The sequence below is a fragment of the Streptomyces sp. QH1-20 genome (assembly GCF_041283565.1).
GTDB lineage: Bacteria > Actinomycetota > Actinomycetes > Streptomycetales > Streptomycetaceae > Streptomyces > Streptomyces syringius.
Window position 1 is genome coordinate 6251332 of the sequence record NZ_CP166299.1, and the last position, 15509, is coordinate 6266840.

Annotated in this window: 12 protein-coding genes; 9 read left to right on the forward strand and 3 right to left on the reverse strand. The window is 69.4% G+C overall.

Annotated elements, in window-relative coordinates; all coding sequences use genetic code 11:
* Positions 1–2 precede the first annotated feature (2 nt).
* Complete coding sequence (locus AB8O64_RS28295) at positions 3–2846, reverse strand: AMP-binding protein (protein ID WP_370422114.1); 2844 nt, start codon at positions 2844–2846, stop codon at positions 3–5.
* 889 nt (positions 2847–3735) lie between these two features.
* On the opposite strand from AB8O64_RS28295, the gene AB8O64_RS28300 reads away from it, so the two are divergent.
* The 4 genes from AB8O64_RS28300 (at position 3736) to AB8O64_RS28315 (ending at position 7357) form a co-directional block, all read left to right on the forward strand.
* Positions 3736–4488, forward strand: a complete 753-nt coding sequence (locus AB8O64_RS28300; protein ID WP_370422115.1) for a DNA-binding response regulator — start codon at positions 3736–3738, stop codon at positions 4486–4488.
* Between the two features lie 146 nt (positions 4489–4634).
* Complete coding sequence (locus tag AB8O64_RS28305; RefSeq protein ID WP_370422116.1) at positions 4635–5456, forward strand: LuxR family transcriptional regulator; 822 nt, start codon at positions 4635–4637, stop codon at positions 5454–5456.
* 197 nt (positions 5457–5653) lie between these two features.
* Positions 5654–6568 (forward strand): ACP S-malonyltransferase, encoded by a 915-nt coding sequence (locus AB8O64_RS28310; RefSeq protein WP_370423992.1) that lies wholly within the window; start codon positions 5654–5656, stop codon positions 6566–6568.
* A gap of 33 nt (positions 6569–6601) precedes the next feature.
* The gene (locus AB8O64_RS28315; RefSeq protein ID WP_370422117.1) at positions 6602–7357 is read left to right on the forward strand and encodes a thioesterase II family protein; all 756 of its coding nucleotides are present in this window, start codon (positions 6602–6604) and stop codon (positions 7355–7357) included.
* 132 nt (positions 7358–7489) lie between these two features.
* Here AB8O64_RS28315 and AB8O64_RS28320 read toward each other — a convergent pair whose 3' ends face one another.
* A complete protein-coding gene (locus tag AB8O64_RS28320) occupies positions 7490–9652 on the reverse strand; it encodes an MMPL family transporter (protein WP_370422119.1) in 2163 nt (720 codons plus the stop codon).
* 320 nt (positions 9653–9972) lie between these two features.
* Here AB8O64_RS28320 and AB8O64_RS28325 point away from each other — a divergent pair, with 320 nt between their 5' ends.
* The 5 genes from AB8O64_RS28325 to AB8O64_RS28345 all read left to right on the forward strand — a co-directional run bounded on the left by AB8O64_RS28325 (position 9973) and on the right by AB8O64_RS28345 (position 14156).
* Positions 9973–10257, forward strand: coding sequence for an acyl carrier protein (locus tag AB8O64_RS28325; RefSeq protein WP_130881606.1), 285 nt, complete (start codon positions 9973–9975; stop codon positions 10255–10257).
* 98 nt (positions 10258–10355) lie between these two features.
* A complete protein-coding gene (gene fabG, locus AB8O64_RS28330; protein WP_370422120.1) occupies positions 10356–11102 on the forward strand; it encodes a 3-oxoacyl-[acyl-carrier-protein] reductase in 747 nt (248 codons plus the stop codon).
* 52 nt (positions 11103–11154) lie between these two features.
* Positions 11155–11820, forward strand: coding sequence for a 2-hydroxychromene-2-carboxylate isomerase (locus AB8O64_RS28335; RefSeq protein WP_370422122.1), 666 nt, complete (start codon positions 11155–11157; stop codon positions 11818–11820).
* The gene (locus AB8O64_RS28340) at positions 11817–12023 is read left to right on the forward strand and encodes an MbtH family protein (protein ID WP_370422124.1); all 207 of its coding nucleotides are present in this window, start codon (positions 11817–11819) and stop codon (positions 12021–12023) included. Before AB8O64_RS28335 ends, AB8O64_RS28340 begins: the two co-directional genes overlap by 4 nt.
* Positions 12024–12188: 165 nt before the next feature.
* Positions 12189–14156: an ABC1 kinase family protein gene (locus AB8O64_RS28345; protein WP_370422125.1), complete on the forward strand. Its 1968-nt coding sequence runs from the start codon at positions 12189–12191 to the stop codon at positions 14154–14156.
* 110 nt (positions 14157–14266) lie between these two features.
* Here AB8O64_RS28345 and AB8O64_RS28350 read toward each other — a convergent pair whose 3' ends face one another.
* Positions 14267–15478: a cytochrome P450 gene (locus AB8O64_RS28350; RefSeq protein WP_370422127.1), complete on the reverse strand. Its 1212-nt coding sequence runs from the start codon at positions 15476–15478 to the stop codon at positions 14267–14269.
* Positions 15479–15509 lie beyond the last annotated feature (31 nt).

The window sequence follows — 15509 nt, forward strand, 5'->3', positions numbered from 1 at the left end:
CGTCATGCCGTTACCCCTTCGCCCTCGCCCAGGGCACGGTCGAGCTCGCGGCGCAGGATTGCCTGGAACGCGGCCACGTGCCGTGGGCCCATCAGTGTGTAGTGCTCGCCGGGTACGTCGAGGTAGCGGGCCGTCCCGGTGGTGTGTTCATCCCAGCGGCGGAGTTCGTGGCGCAGCCAGTCCTCCTTGGTGCCACGCAGCGGGACGGCGTAGAAGACCGACATGGAGCGGACCGTGCCGCTGGGCTGGTAGGTGCGCCCGAGGTCGGTGAGACCGTCGGCCAGCTCGGCCCAGTCGCTGAACTTCCGCAGGTCCAGGTCGAGTTCCGCCAGCCGGTGCTTCGGTGCCAGGTCGATGATGTGGGCGAGCTGCTCCTCGCGGGGCAGGCCGCGGAGCCGGCCGGGGAGCTCCAGTGACTGCTTCTTGTCGATCAGGGCGAGGAAGAAGGCGAGATTGGCCGCGGTCTCGACGAAGTCGAGCTCCTCCATGCGGTATTTGATGTGCGGCGGCAGGTTGAAGCTGCCGACGAAGTCCACGCGCTCGCCCTCGGATTCCAGCACCTTGGCGATCTCGAAGGCCACCGCCCCGCCGTAGGAGTACCCGGCGACGGCGTACGGTCCGTGCGGCTGTCTGCTCCTGATGGCCGCCACATAGGTGTCGACCATCTCCCCGAAGGAGGCGAACGGCTTCTCGTGCTCGTTGAAGCCGCGGGCGCGCAGCGCGTAGAACGGCCGGTCGCCCACGAAGTACTTCGCGAGGTTGACGAAGACCAGCACCTCGCCGACGCCGGGGTGCACACAGAACAGCGGTGTCTTGTCGCCGCTCGTCTGCAGGGGCACGATCGGGTCGTACGCCTGCCCGTCCGCCTCGCCGCGCCGCGCGAGCCGGGCGGCCAGCGCGCGGACCGTGGGTGCCGTGAGCAAGGTGACGACCTCCAGGTCCGTCACCCCGAGCCGGCGAGCGACCTGGTGGCGCAGTCGCAGGATGTCCAGGGAGGTCCCGCCGAGGTCGAAGAAGCTCGCCGTGACACTGATGCGCGACGGCTCGGTGTCGAACATCTCGGCGTAGATCTCCGTCAGGATCCGCTCGGTCTCCCCCTCGGGTGCCGTGTAGCCGCCGAGGCGGCGCAGGGTGAGCTCGGCGACGCGCTCGACGGCCGCGTCGTACCGTCCGTCCTCCAGCCGGCGGCGCATCACCGCGCGCTGCGTCTTGCCCAGGCTGGTCTTCGGGAAGGCGGCCTTGGGCAGCGGGACGACCAGGGCGGGACGGAATCCCCAGTGCATCACCACGGTGGAGCGCACGGCGGTCAGGACGCGGTACAGCGCGGCCTCGTCGTCGGCGGGGGTCTCGCAGTGGAAGGCGATCACCAGCTGCTCGGTGTCGCTGCCGGCCGGGCGGATCGGGAACGCGGCGACGTAGGACCTGGCGACCCCGTCGAGCTGCTCCAGCGCGGTCTCGATCTCGTGGCTGAAGTAGTTGACACCGTTGACGATGACGCAGTCCTTGCTCCGCCCGACGAGGCTGAGCCGTCCCTCGTCGATCCGCCCGAGGTCACCGCTGCGGAACCAGCCGTCGGAGGTGAAGGCGTCGGCGGTGGCCCGGACGTCGTTGTAGTAACCGGGGGTGATCATGGGGCCGGACAGCTGGAGTTCACCGATCTCGCCCTCGGGCAGGGCACGGTCCCGCTCGTCCGCGACCCTGATGCGCAGCCCCTCGACGGGGGTGCCCAGATTGGCGAACTCCCGGTTCCGGTCGGCCGCGGGGAAGTGACGGGAGTAGACGCTGCCCGCGCAGGTCTCGGTCATCCCGAAGGCGGGCCACAGGGTGTTCGGCGCGAGGCCCAGCGGCGCGAAGCGGGCGAGGAACGCCTCGCCGGTCGCGCGGGGGACGGCCTCGCCGCCGCTGATGACGTGCCGCAGACACGACAGGTCGAGCGGCTCCTCGGTGATGCGGTCGGCGGCCGCGTTCAGCAGACCCAGAAGGAAGTTGGGGGTGAAGGTCATGGTGACGCCGTGACGGGAGACGAGCCGCAGGAACTCGGCGGGGTCGCCGATGACGACCCCGGGTTCGACGTGCAGCTGCCGGCTCCCGGCGTACAGCGGCAGCAGATGGCACTCCAGCAGCGCCGCCACATGGTCGAAGGAGACCCAGTTCAGCGTGGTGTCCGTGGCGGTGAGCCGGTGGTAGCCGTTCTTGCCGGCCATGGACGCCAGCAGATTGGCGTGAGTGAGCCGTACCGCCTTGGAGTTGCCGGTGGAGCCGGAGGTCAGCATCAGCACCGCGGTGTCCTGTGGCTCCGCCTCGTGGAGCCGTTCCGCGGGCTGTGCACCGCGGAGCGAGGCGAGTGTGGTGACGGTGAGGTCCGAGGACTGGGGGAGCTCGGCGTGTGCCGACTCGCCGGCGATCAGCAGGGGCCTGCCCAGGAGCGCGTCGACGTGGGCCAGTTGGGCCGCCCAGCGCTCGGGGTCCCCGGCGAGCGGGGTCATGGGGCAGGGCACGAAACCGCCGAGCACACAGGCCCAGAAGGCGGTGAGGAATTCCTGCGGCCGGTCCAGCAGCAGGACCACGTTCTGCCGCGGGCGCACCCCCCGGGCGCGCAGCGCGGTCAGGACCCGGCGGGCCTGGTCCAGCAGTTCCGGGTAGGTCTGGAAGGACGAGGGGGCGGCGGCGCCGCCCCGGCAGTGCCGCAGACCGGAGTCGGGATGCTCGCGGGCGGCTCGCAGGAGGAGGCCCGCGATGGATCGGGTGTCCGTGGGAGTGCCGGTGCCACTCGTGCGGCATTCGGCCGCGAGGTATGCGGATTCGGCGGTTTCGGGCACGGCGGTTTCGAGCGCGAGGATGGCCATGGTGTTATCCAATTGCCTTTTCTCTGGGTTCACCTGGATGTAGTGCGCAAGATGGGCATTACGGGGCCGGGCGCCGGAAGGGTGTGCGGGCCGGCCGGATGGGCCTCAGATCAGGCGCGCCATCGACTGTGAATGGCAATTCCATGCCACGCGTCGGGTATTTCGATATGCGGACACACTCATCCCCCCGGAGTGAATGTTGTCGAGTTCGGATCGAATAGGCTTCGAGCCGAGTGGAAGCTATCACGCGTTTTCGCTGCCGGTGCACGTTGCTTGAAAGCCGAATTATGTACGTGTTCGCCGATGGTTTAACGGTGATGCGGTCGCTGTGGCGCTGGTTTCGTTGTTGCGTGTGATGCCCATGTGCAGCTTGTGGTCACACGGTGACCGTAGTTCGGGGCCGAGGTGACACGCGGGGCCATGGCCAGTAGAGGACAGGGTGGCTACGGAACGTGAGCGGGGCGTGATTTAGGGTGTGGAAACCGGAAAGATTTAATTCCGGTTGCGCCGAGAGGGGTGCAGCTTGCTGACAGCGGGCCGCCCCGGATCGGGCCGGCCCCGGGAATGAGAATGGATCCCGGTCGTCCGCTCGCGCTTGCGTGCCGGATTCCGTCGCATTGACCGGCCGGAGGGTGCGAACTATCGTCTCGGTGATCAACTGCGTTCCTTGCGTGTTCGGGCAGGTCCGATGACAATGAGGGACGCGCGCCGACCAGCCGGTTTGTTGTGCCTGTGGTGGGGTCACCGGATCCGTAATTGGTCGGCCCGGGTGGCTGTGTCGGCCGACAGGGTTCGGTAATCGGGGGTACGGGAAATGGCTGGTACGCCGGTCGGTCCTGCGGGGGCTGACGGAGCAGATCGGGCGAACCAGGGGGATCACGCCACGCGCGTGGAGCAGGCCCTGCTGGAAGCCGACGCTTTGATCGAATCCACACTTTCCTTGCACCAGGAGCGGTTCGAGGCCCCGGTGCTGCTCTCGCGCCTGGACGGCAATCTCGTCGCGGACGCGGTGGACCAGTTCCTCGACGGCGTACGGCACTCGGTGAGCGTCACCGTGACCGGGGCCGGAGCGTTCGTGGCAGCGGTCACGCACGCACTCGCGGAGCGTGCGCCGGAGGCTGTCGCCCGTAGTGGCTCCGGATCCGCCCCGCGGGTCGCGGTGCGGATGCTCTGGGCGGCGAATGCCGTGCCCGAACTGCTCGCCCTGGCCGATCAAGTGCGCGACGTACCCATGGAAATCCGGGTGGCCGAGGGGGAGATGCGCGAGCTCCTCGTCGTCGACGGAGCCGTGGCCCTGGTGCACTCGAAGGCCGCGAGCCCCGACGGGCACGCCGCCGTCGTGAAGGACCCCGCCGCGGTTCGAGCACTTGAACTACTTTTCGCCGGTGCCTGGTCCGGCGCCCGCCCGCTCTCCGTGCACCTCGGGCTGGGCACCCGGCTGCGCACCGACATGGCGCGCAGGATCCTCGAGAAGCTCCGCGCCGGCTACACCGACGAGGAGGCAGCGGGCGAGGTGGGCGTCTCCCTGCGCACCTACCGCCGCCACGTCGCGGAGATCATGCGTGAACTCGACGCGACCTCACGCTTCCAGGCGGGTGTACGCGCGGTGGAACTGGGGCTGCTGCCCGACAGGACCGTCTAGGCGAGGAACGGCGCACTGAACCGAGCGGGCACACTCGGACCACAGGCCGATCAACTACGGGGGAGAGGCGGACACATGCCACTGAACAGAAGCCGGCACGGCGGGAGACGCGGCGACCGAAGACGTCCGGCGAGCGGGGCGTGCCGATGAGCGTGCACGGAGCCGCCGAAAGCGACCTCGAGCAAGCGCTCCGCGAGATCCGGGCGTTGATCGAGACGGCCGTCAGCCAGCACCGCAGCCAGCTGACCGGCAGCCGGCTGATCGACACGGTCGACGGCGGATACGGCGAGATCCTCGACACCGCGCAGGAGCTGATCAACGGCGCTGTGGAGAGCGTGGACATCATCCACGGCCGCAGCGTCGGACACGAGGGCCAACCGCGGGAAGCCGAACGCGACCTGCTCTCCGACGCCCCCGACGCCGTCCGGGTGCGGCTGCTCAGCTCCCCCGCCCTGCTGGACGAGTACTTCGTTCGCGAACAGGCCGGACGCCACCGCCCGGTGTCGATCAGGGTGGCCGGACTTCCCCCGATCCAGGCGCTGATCGTCGACGGCTCCCGCGGCCTGGTGGTCGCCGAGTCCGCGCTCGGCCGCCGGGCCTCGGTCGTCCAGGCGCCGGAGATCCTCCACGCCCTGCACACCCTGGTCGAGGGCGTGTGGCGGGGAGCGGTGCCGGTGAACGAACGCATCTTCTTCGGTGACCAGTCACGGGCCGACCTCGCCCGGCAGATCCTCGGCGCGCTGCGCGCCGGCGTGACCGACGAGGTGGCCGCCAGGGAGCTGACCGTCTCGGTCCGCACCTACCGGCGCTACGTCGCCGAGATCATGACACTGCTGGGTGCCCGCTCACGCTTCCAAGCGGGCGTGCGTGCGGCCGAGCTGAGGCTGCTGCCACCGTCCTGGACGACCGGCTCCTCGGCTTCCGGGCCGGGACGAACGGCACCGGACAGGTCCATGGCAGCTTCCTGAACGGGCCGTTGCCCAAGGCGCCGCGCACACAGTTCCATGGGATGTGAGGAAGGCATTTCACCCCACAGGGAATGCCTCTTGTCCGACGGCCCTACCCCTTCGTGAGCCGTCGTCGCATGGGCCCGGAGCCGCGAATGCGGCTTCCGGGCTCCATGCCGTCCCATGCCCTCTGTTCCTAAGGTGATTCGATGAATCCGATGCCGATCGCCCTGGTATTTCCCGGACAGGGAACTCAGCGCCAAGGGATGGGTGAACCCTGGCGGGAGACCGACTCCTGGTGCGTCACCGCCGAGGTATCCGAGGCAACCGGCGAGGACATATCCGAAATCCTTCTGCGTGCCTCCGACGAGGACCTGCGCAGAACCGATCTCGCCCAACTCGCCGTCTTCACCGTCTCCGTGATGGCCCACGCCGAGGCGGTGCGCCGCGGTGCGATCGACGGCACCGTGGTCGCCTGCGCGGGACACAGCCTCGGCGAGTACACCGCGCTGACCGCGGCCGGTGTCCTGACCGTCCGCGAGGCCGCGGCACTGGTCGCCGCCCGCGGCCGCGCCATGCGGGAGGCCGCTCGGCAGCGCGCGGGCACCATGGGGGTCCTCGTCGCCGCGCCGCTGCCCGACGTGCGGCAACTCGTGGAGGGACTGCGCGAGTCGGGGGCCGAGGTGTGGGTGGCCAACATCAACGCACCCGGCCAGACCGTGGTCTCCGGCTCCGTCGAAGGTGTCGAGCGGGCCGCCGAGGCGGCGCCCTCCATCGGAGCCAAGATGATCCGTCTGCGGGTGGGCGGCGCCTTCCACAGCCCGCTCATGGAGCCCGCCGCGGATGTGCTGTCCAGGGCCCTGAAGAACACCCTCTTCGCGCCTTCCCGCCTGCCGGTGGTCGCGAACGTGGACGCCGAGCCCTACGCCGGGATCTGCGACTGGCCGGCGCTCGGCGCCCGGCAGCTGACCGCCCCCGTGCTGTGGGAGGAGAGCGTGCGGACCCTCGTCGACCGGCTGGGCTGCCGCCGGCTGATCGAGCTGGGCCCGGGCAAGACCCTGGCCGGGCTGGTCCGCCGGATCTCCCCCGACACCCCGGTGCTGTCCGTGAACAGCCCCGACGTGCTGGGCTGACGCCGCCCACCCGAGAGAGGAGACCGAAGCACCATGGCAGTAGACATCCGGAGCACCTGGCTGCGCCGGTTCACCACCCCGGCCCCGCCCCGGCTGCGCCTGCTCTGCCTCCCGCACGCCGGGGGCTCCGCGAGCTTCTTCCACCCCTGGGGGCGCGCCTTCGAGGACGACGTGGAGGTGATGGTCGCCCGCTATCCCGGGCGCCAGGAGCGGATCGCCGATCCGTTCGTCACCACCATGGAGGGGATGGCCGACGCGCTCGCCGAGGAGCTCGGGCCGTACACCGACACGCCGTTGGCCCTCTTCGGCCACAGCATGGGCGCCTCCATCGGCTACGAGCTGACCCTGCGGCTGCGCGAGCGGTACGGCGTGTCGCCCGCCGCCTTGCTGGTGTCCGGCCGCAAGCCGCCGCACCTGCTCACCCCCCGCGAGACCGATCTCGACGACGACGACAGCATCGTCGCCGAGGTCGGCCGGCTCGGTGGCACCGATGCCGCCCTGCTGGCGGACCCCGACCTGCGTGAGCTCGTACTCCCCGCCATCCGGACGGACTTCCGGATCGTCGCCGACTACCCGGCCCGCCCGGGGGTCCCGCTGCCGTGCCCCGTCGTCGCGTACGTCGGCGACAGCGATCCCGATGTGGACCCCGTGTCCGTCTCCGGGTGGTCCGACCTCGCCCCGGGGGGATTCGACATGGTGGTCCTGCCCGGCGATCACTTCTACCTGATCGACCGGCGGACGGAACTCGTCGCCGACATCCGCGCACGACTGGAGGCGCTCCGTCCCTGACCGCACGACCGCACGAGCCCCGACGGCGTCCGAAGCCGTCGGGGCTCTGTGCTGCCGGGGCAGCGGAGAGAACGGCCGACGGCCGGCACCACCAGGAATCTGGTCGTGCCGGCCGCCCGTCGAGTCGGAGCGTCACCTGGAGGCGGATCCGGAGACCACCCGGTCCCCGTCCTCCCGGAACGTGTCCGTGGGTGCCGCGGCGTCCGGCGCCTGATGTCCGGGCCACCACGCCTTCTCGCCCAGCAGGGTCGTCAGGGTCGGCACCAGCAGCAGCGCCATGATGAACGCGGTCAGCAGGATGCCGAACGACACCGCGAAGCCCATCTGCTGGAGCATGCTGTTGTCGGCGAGCATCAGCACACCGAACGTACCGGCGAGAATGACCGCCGCCGCGCTGATGGTCGGCACGGACTGGGCGACGGCGAGCCGGACGGCCTCCCGGGGCGCGGTGCCCTTGCGGATCTCCTCGCGCAGCCGGGCCACCATCAGGATGTTGTAGTCGGTGCCGATCGCCACCACGAAGAGGTACACGATGACCGGGAGCATGAACAGCAGCCCCTTCTCACCCTGCGCGCCCTGGAACAGCCACACCGTGGAGCCCAGCGTCGCCGCGAAGCCCAGGCCCACGGACACCATCAGATAGAGCGGGGCCACGACGCTGCGCAGCAGCAGACCGAGGATGACCATGATGGCGACGCCCGCCACCGGGAAGACCACCTTGTAGTCGTGGTTGACCGCAGTCTCGATGTCCGCCAGCACGGCCGTCGTGCCGCCCACGAGGGCCTTGCTGCCTTCCGGCGCCGCCTTGTCGACCGCGTCGCGGAGCGGGCCGGAGACCAGGGAGATCGCCTTGTCCTCGGCGGGCCGGTACTTCAGCACCACGCTGAACTGCGCGACGTCGCCCTTGGGGCTGGGCACGGCCTCGGAGACCTGGCCCACTCCTGCCACGCCCGCGAGCGCGTCGTGGAACGCCTTCAGCTCGGGCTTGTCCAGCTTGCCGCCGTCCTTCGTCTCCAGGTACACGAGCGTCGGGTCGGCGCCGCCCGCGGCGAAGCCCTTCTGGAGGAGCTCCATGGCCTGGACGGACTCCAGGTCCTTGGGCAGCGAACTCTCCGAGTCGAACTCGGCCTTGAAGCCGAAGACACCGACCGCGAGCACCGCGAGGATGCCGGCCGACACCACGGCCACGGCCGCCGGTCGCCGGCTGACCAGCGAACCGATGCGGTTGGCGGTGGTGTTCTTCGGCTGCTTCTGCCATGCCTTGGACGGCCAGAAGGCCTTCGTGCCCAGCAGGGAGAAGACGGCGGGTACGAGCGTGAGGGCGGCCACCAGGGTCACCGCGACGGCGATCGCCAGGGACGGGCCGAGGGACCGCATGCTGCCCATGGTCGACAGCAGCAGGGCCAGGAACGCCACGATGACCGCGCCGGCCGCCGAGGCGATGGTCTCGCCCACCGAACTCACGGCGTTCACCAAGGCGTTCTTGGGCTGCTCACCGGCGCGCAGCGCCTCCCGGTACCGGAACAGCAGGAAGAGGATGTAGTCGGTGCCCACACCGAAGAGGACGACGATCAGCAGGGCCGAGACGCTCTGGTCCGCCTTGAGGCCGCCCAGCTCGCTGGCCGTCGCGATGAGCCCGTTGGCCACGGTGAAGACCACGAGGATGGTGAGAACCGGCAGGAACGCGATGAGCGGGCTGCGGAAGATGACCCCGAGCAGCACGATGATCAGGACCAGTGTGGCCATCATGATCATGGCGTCGGTGTCGCCGGACGACTCCCGGCTGTCCAGGGCCGTGGCCGCCGAGCCGGTGATGCCCATCTTCAGCGAGGTGCCGCCGAGCGGGGACTTGGCGTCCTCCCGCATCTGCTTGACCCCGTCCTGCAGGTCCTCGTCGTAGACGTTCTTCGTGTCGGCGAGGACGTTCGCCAGGGCGATCGTGCCGTCGGCGGACACCGCGGCGGGGTCCGACAGCACCTGCTTGACCTTCTTGTACTTCTTCTCCTGCAGATTCTTCGCGACCTTGCCCACGGCCTCCTTGTCGGAAGCGGTCAGCTTCCCGCCGTCGGACCGCTGGAAGACGATGATGGCCGCCGGCTGGTCCCGCTGCGGGAAGGCCTTCTCCTGCAGCTTCGCCGCCTGCACCGATTGATAGTGCGAAGGCAGGAAGTCGGCTTGGTCATCGGTGGGCTTGAGTGAAGGCGCGAGCGCGCTGAGCGCTATCGCCGCGACAATCCAAGCCACGATGGTCAGCCACGGGCGGTTGACACAGAACCGTCCGACTCGTCCGAACATGGGGCTCCTTAAAGGAAAAGGCTTCGCCACTGTCCGGACTTCCGACTCCGGCCAGCGGTATGTGCTCGATGGGGAAGACCGGCACGGAAGCCCGCGCTCCGCCCCACGAATAGGCATCAGGTTCCCACCGGGCGCGGGCAGGAGAGGCCACGCGCGTCAACGGTGTCCGCTTGTTGACAACACGGCCGGTCAAAGCCCTGTCGCCGAGCTCCGCCGAGGCCCGGACGGCGGCGAGTGGCAGCTTGCTGAAGCCCGCCTTGCCGGTGGTCGGCCGCGACTCCTAGAAATGTGTCCGACCGAGTTTCGTCATTGTGGCCGAAATGAATCGGCATACCGAAAGGGCTGAATCCGTCGTGAGCGGTACGTACGAAGAGCGCCTCGCCAAGATCAGCGAAATCATCTGCGACATTCTCGAGCTCGAGGAGGACGAGGTCACCGAGACCAGCCTCTTCAAGGAGGACCACGGCGCGGACTCGCTGCGGGCCATCGAGATCCTGGCCGCGCTGGAGAAGCAGTTCGGCATCGTCATCGACCAGTCGGAACTGTCCCGCATGGTCCACCTCAAGGGTGTCTACGAGGTCGTCGCGGAGTCCGCCGGCTGGTAGCGGGGGTCGGTCGATGCCCTGCTGATTCTCGCCAGGGCATCACCGCCGCCACGGGCAGCACAGGCCGGTGCGGCCGGCGCATAGGTTGAGGGAGAGCAATGACGAGCAAGGACACCCGGGTCGCCCTTGTCACGGGCGGTTCGCGTGGCATCGGGCGGGCGACGGTGCTGCGACTGGCACAGGACGGCTTCGATGTCGCCTTCTGCTACCAGTCCAATGACGAGGCCGCCCGCGAGCTGGAGAAGCAGGTCACCGAGATCGGTGTCCGCGTCCTGGCGCGCAAGGCCGATGTGACGGACGCCGAAGCGGTCAAGGCCCTGGTCGCCGAGACCGAGGACCTGCTCGGACCCGTCGACGTGGCGGTGACGGCGGCGGGCATCACCCGGGACAACCCGCTGGTGATGATGACCGAGGACCAGTGGCACCAGGTGCTGGACGTCAATCTCGACGGCGTCTACAACCTCTGCCGCGCCGTGGTGTTCCCGATGATGAAGCGGAAGTCGGGAGCGATCGTCAATCTCTCCTCCGTGGCCGGGGTGTACGGGAACGCGACCCAGACGAATTACTCCGCGTCCAAGGCGGGCATCATCGGATTCTCCCGCGCCCTCGCCAAGGAAGTGGGCCGGTACGGCATCCGCGTCAATGTGGTGGCACCGGGCTTCATCGACACGGACATGACCTCCGTGCTCACCGGCGCCGTCAAGGACAAGGCCCTGGAGCAGGTACCGCTCGGCCGGCTGGGAACCGCCGAAGAGGTCGCCGACCTCGTCGGATATCTCGCCTCCGACCGGGCCGGCTATGTCACCGGGTCGGTCCTGCAGATCGACGGCGGCATCACCATCTAGCTTCGCCCGGACACACCGGATGCACCGGGCCCGGTATTCCAGGAGGCATTCGTTGGCCATCAAGCCACCGCGCTGGTATTTCTCACTGCGCAGCCCGTACTCATGGCTCGCGTTCCGTGACCTCACCGAACGGTACCCGGATGTCGCGGACGTCATCGAATGGCGCCCGTACTGGGAGCCGGACGAGGTCAGCAACCGGCTGCTCGCCGAGGAGGGCGTCCAGCTCCCGTACGTCCCCATGTCCAAGGAGAAGCACTTCTACATCCTCCAGGACGTCAAGCGGCTGAGCGCCGAACGGGGTCTGCAGGTCGCCTGGCCCATCGACAAGGACCCCAACTGGGCGATCTCCCACCTCGGTTACCTGGTGGCCGAGGACGAGGGCCGCGGCCGCGACTACATCGCGGCGGTCAGCAGGGCCCGCTGGGAGCTGGGCCACGACATCGCGGACCGCAAGGTCATCGCCGCCGTCGCCGAGGAGCTGGGCCTTGACCCGGACCGGGTGGCGAACGCGGTGGACGACGAGCGGCTGCGGGCACGGGGCCTCGACATCCTCCGCGAGATGGAGCGGGACGGGGTGTTCGGCGTGCCCTTCTTCATCCATCGACGTGACAAGTTCTGGGGAATCGACCGGCTCCCCGTCTTCGCCGAGACGGTCCGTGCCGCCCGGGCCGTCGCCGCGACCACCTCTACGACCCGCACGGAAGGAACCGCATCATGAGCAACCCCTTCGAGGACGACAACGCCAGCTACTTCGTTCTGGTCAACGACGAGAACCAGCACTCCCTGTGGCCCGCGTTCGCCGAGATCCCGGCCGGCTGGACGGCCGCTTTCGGTGCGGACACGCGCGCCGCCTGCCTGGAGTACGTCGAGCAGAACTGGACCGACATGCGCCCGAAGAGCCTCGTCGAGGCCATGGGCTGATCGTCCTCCCCAAACTGCGGGGCCCCGCGTCGAAACCCCCGACGACGCCGGGCCCCGCACCGTTTTTGGCAGCTTGCTGCTACCCGCCTTGTTCCTGGTTCCAGCGGGCTGTTAGAAGAATTGAGAAGAATTCAAGAACACCATCCGCATCATTGAGGAATACGCATGACGATAGCGACCGTCGTCCTCGCGGCGGCCAGTTTCGCGCTGTTCCTGGTCGTCTTCCCGGTGCTGGCGCGGCGGCTGCTCGGGGTGCGGGTGGGAGTCATCCGCACCTTCCTGACCGGAGCCGTCACCGTCGGCGGAGTCCTGGTGTTCAGCACCGTCATCCGGTCACCGGAGCGCGGCGGGCTGCTGATGGGCGTACAGATGGGCTGTGCCCTGCTGCTCGGCATGGGGTTCCTGGCCGTGGCGGACATGGTCTTTCCCAGCGACTCCGCCGGGCCGGCCGTCGGATGGTTACGCGCGCTGCGCTCCCGTGTCGCCAGGGCCCGTAGATACGCGCAGATCAGCGGCATCGTGGTGCGGCACGGGCTGCGACCGTACCTGCGCGGGCGGGGAATCGACCGCGGTGGCAGCGAGGCCGCGGGCGCCGGCCGGGCCACCGCGCTGCTGGCCAGGCCGCTGCGGCTGGCACTGGAGGAGGGCGGCCCGACCTTCGTCAAGCTCGGCCAGGTGCTGGCCACCCGCCACGACCTGCTGCCGCCCGCCTTCATCAGCGAGCTGAGCCGGCTCCACTACCAGGTGCCGCCGGAGCCCGCGGAGCGCATCGCCCAGCAGCTGCACACGGAGTTCGGGAGGCCGCCGGAGGACGTGTTCGCCTCGTACGACCCCGAGCCGTTGGCCGCGGCCTCGATCGCGCAGGTCCACCTGGCCCGGCTGCATTCCGGAGAGCGGGTCGTGGTCAAGGTCCAGCGCCCCGGTGTGCGGCCCGGTGTCGAGCGGGACCTGGACATCATCCGACGGATCGCGCGACTGCTGGAGACCCGCGCGCACTGGGCCCGCACCCTGGGCATGATCGAGCTGGCCGAAGGGTTCTCGGCGTCCGTGCGGGAAGAGCTCGACTTCCGGATCGAGGCGCGGAACCTGACCACCGTCCGGGCCGCGTGGGAACAGCGCAAGGCCGACACCTCGGTGGTCATCCCGGACACCCATGAGGAGCTGAGCGGCGAACTGGTCCTGGTGCTGGAGGAGTTGCCCGGCAGGCCCATCAGCGCCGACGACGCCCTCGCCGACGCCTCGCCGGCCGCCCAGGCCGACCTGGCGCGGGCACTGCTCGGCAATCTGCTGACCCAGATACTCGCCGACGGCACCTTCCACGCGGACCCGCACCCCGGCAACATCCTGCTGCTCGACGACGGCCGGGTGGGGCTGGTCGACTTCGGCTCCGTCGGCCGGCTCGACGGCCAGGTGCGGACCGCACTGCGGCGCTTCCTCATGGCGGTGGACCACGCCGACTCGGCGGCCCTGTGCGATGCCCTGCTGGACCTGGTGACCCGCCCGGAGGAAATCGACGAACAAGGCCTGGAGCGGTCGCTGGGCCGCTTCATGGCCCGCCACTTCACCCCCGGCGCCGTGCCGGACGTCCAGGTCTTCGTGGATCTGTTCCGGGTCGTGTCCCAGCACGGCCTGGGCATCCCGCCCGAGGTGGCCGCGGTCTTCCGGGCGCTGGCGACCCTGGAGGGCACCCTGGCCCGGCTGTCACCGGGCTTCGACATCGTGGCGGAGTCACGCGGCTGGGCCGTGCGGCAGTTCACGGGCCAGGCCGGTTACGCGTCCGCCGGGTCCGGGGCCCAGAAGGAGCTGTACTCCGCGCTCTCCGTGCTGCGCCGGCTGCCACGCCGGCTGGACCGGGTCACCAGCGCCCTGGAGTCCGGGCGGCTCGCGGTGAATGTACGGCTGTTCGCCGACAGCCGTGACCGCCGCTACTTCCGTGCGCTCGTCCACGAGATCCTGCTCACCTGTCTCGCGGCGACCCTCGGTCTGATGGCGGTCATCCTGCTCCACACCACCGGCGGGCCGATGGTCACCCGGTCGATCCGGCTCTTCGAGATGCTCGGCTACCACCTGCTGGTCATCAGCGGTGTGCTGTGCCTGCGGATCGTCTTCGCCATCTTCCGGGCCCAACGCTGACGGGCACAACGCTGAAGGGCCCGGCACCTCCTGCAATGCCTCCCGCAATGCCTCGCGCCCCCGGCCGCATCCGGACCGGGGGCGCGAGGCGTCGCGGGAGGTGCTCGGTGTCACCACACCACGGGCAGGGACTCCAGCGGGCGCACCACCATGTTCTGTACGTAGCGCAGTTCGGACGGATCCACGGCCGGCCGGGCGTCCGGGAACCTCTCGAAGAAGCGGCGCGCCGCCACCTCCGTCATCAGCTTCGCCAGATGCGCACCCGAGCAGTAGTGGATGCCGTGGCCGAAGCTGAGGTGGGCGGGCTTGGGGCGCTTGAGGTCCAGCTCGTCCGGGCGCTCCGGGAACGGGCACCGGTCCCGGTTGGTCGACATCGCGGAAATGATCACGACCTCGTCGGCGGGAATGGTGACCCCGCCGATCTCCACCGGTTCCAGGGTGACCCGCTGGAGCGTGTTGGCGATGGGGCTGACGTAGCGGACCAGCTCGTCCATCTCCGCCATCCACCGGCCGGGTGCCGCCAGCAGCTCGGCGCGCTCCGCCGGGTGGGTGAGGAGCGTGCGCAGCACTCCGCCGATCAGGCTGGCGGTGGTGTCGTTGCCACCCGTCATCAGCGCGAAGCTGGTGGAGAGGATCTCCGTACCGGACAGCCGGCGGTCGGGCTCCGCCTGGAGGAGGGCGGAGATCAAGTCGTCGCCCGGCTCGCGCTCCTTCTCCTCGATGAGCGCCGACATATAGGCGGACAGCTCCTTGACCGTGCGGTCCGCGGCGGGGTCGGTCGGGTCGGTCGCCCGCAGCTCCGTCGACCAGCGCAGGAAGTCCGGCCAGGCGGTGGCCGGCACGCCCATCAGCGTGGCGATGACGATCACCGGCAGCGGATCGGCGTAGTCGGCGATGAGATCGGCGCCCGCCTTCCCGTCCAGCTTGTCCAGGAGCTCGTCCGCGACCGACTCGATGTGCGGGCGCAGGGCGTCCGCCCGGCGCGGAGTGAACGCCGAGCTGATGGCCTTGCGCAGCGGTGTGTGCCGCGGCGGCTCGAGGTTCGCCAGATGGTTGGCGTGCTCCGGCGGAGGAGTGAGGGCGGTCCCGGTCAGCTTGGAGAGCAGCTTGTAGTGGGTGTGGATGTCGCGGCTGAGCCGCGGATCGGCGAGAGCGGCCTTGGCGTCCTCGTGCCGGGTCACCACCCAGGCATGGCCCGCTCCGGGGATGGAGAGTTTGCAGACCGGCTGCTCCTCGCGGACCCGCTCCAGAACCGGATACGGGTTCTGGGTGAAGTCATCGGTGAGCATCCAGTACTTGGAGAGTTTCGGCTGTTGCGTCATGTCTTCCTTCTCGACCGGGAATTCGCTCGTC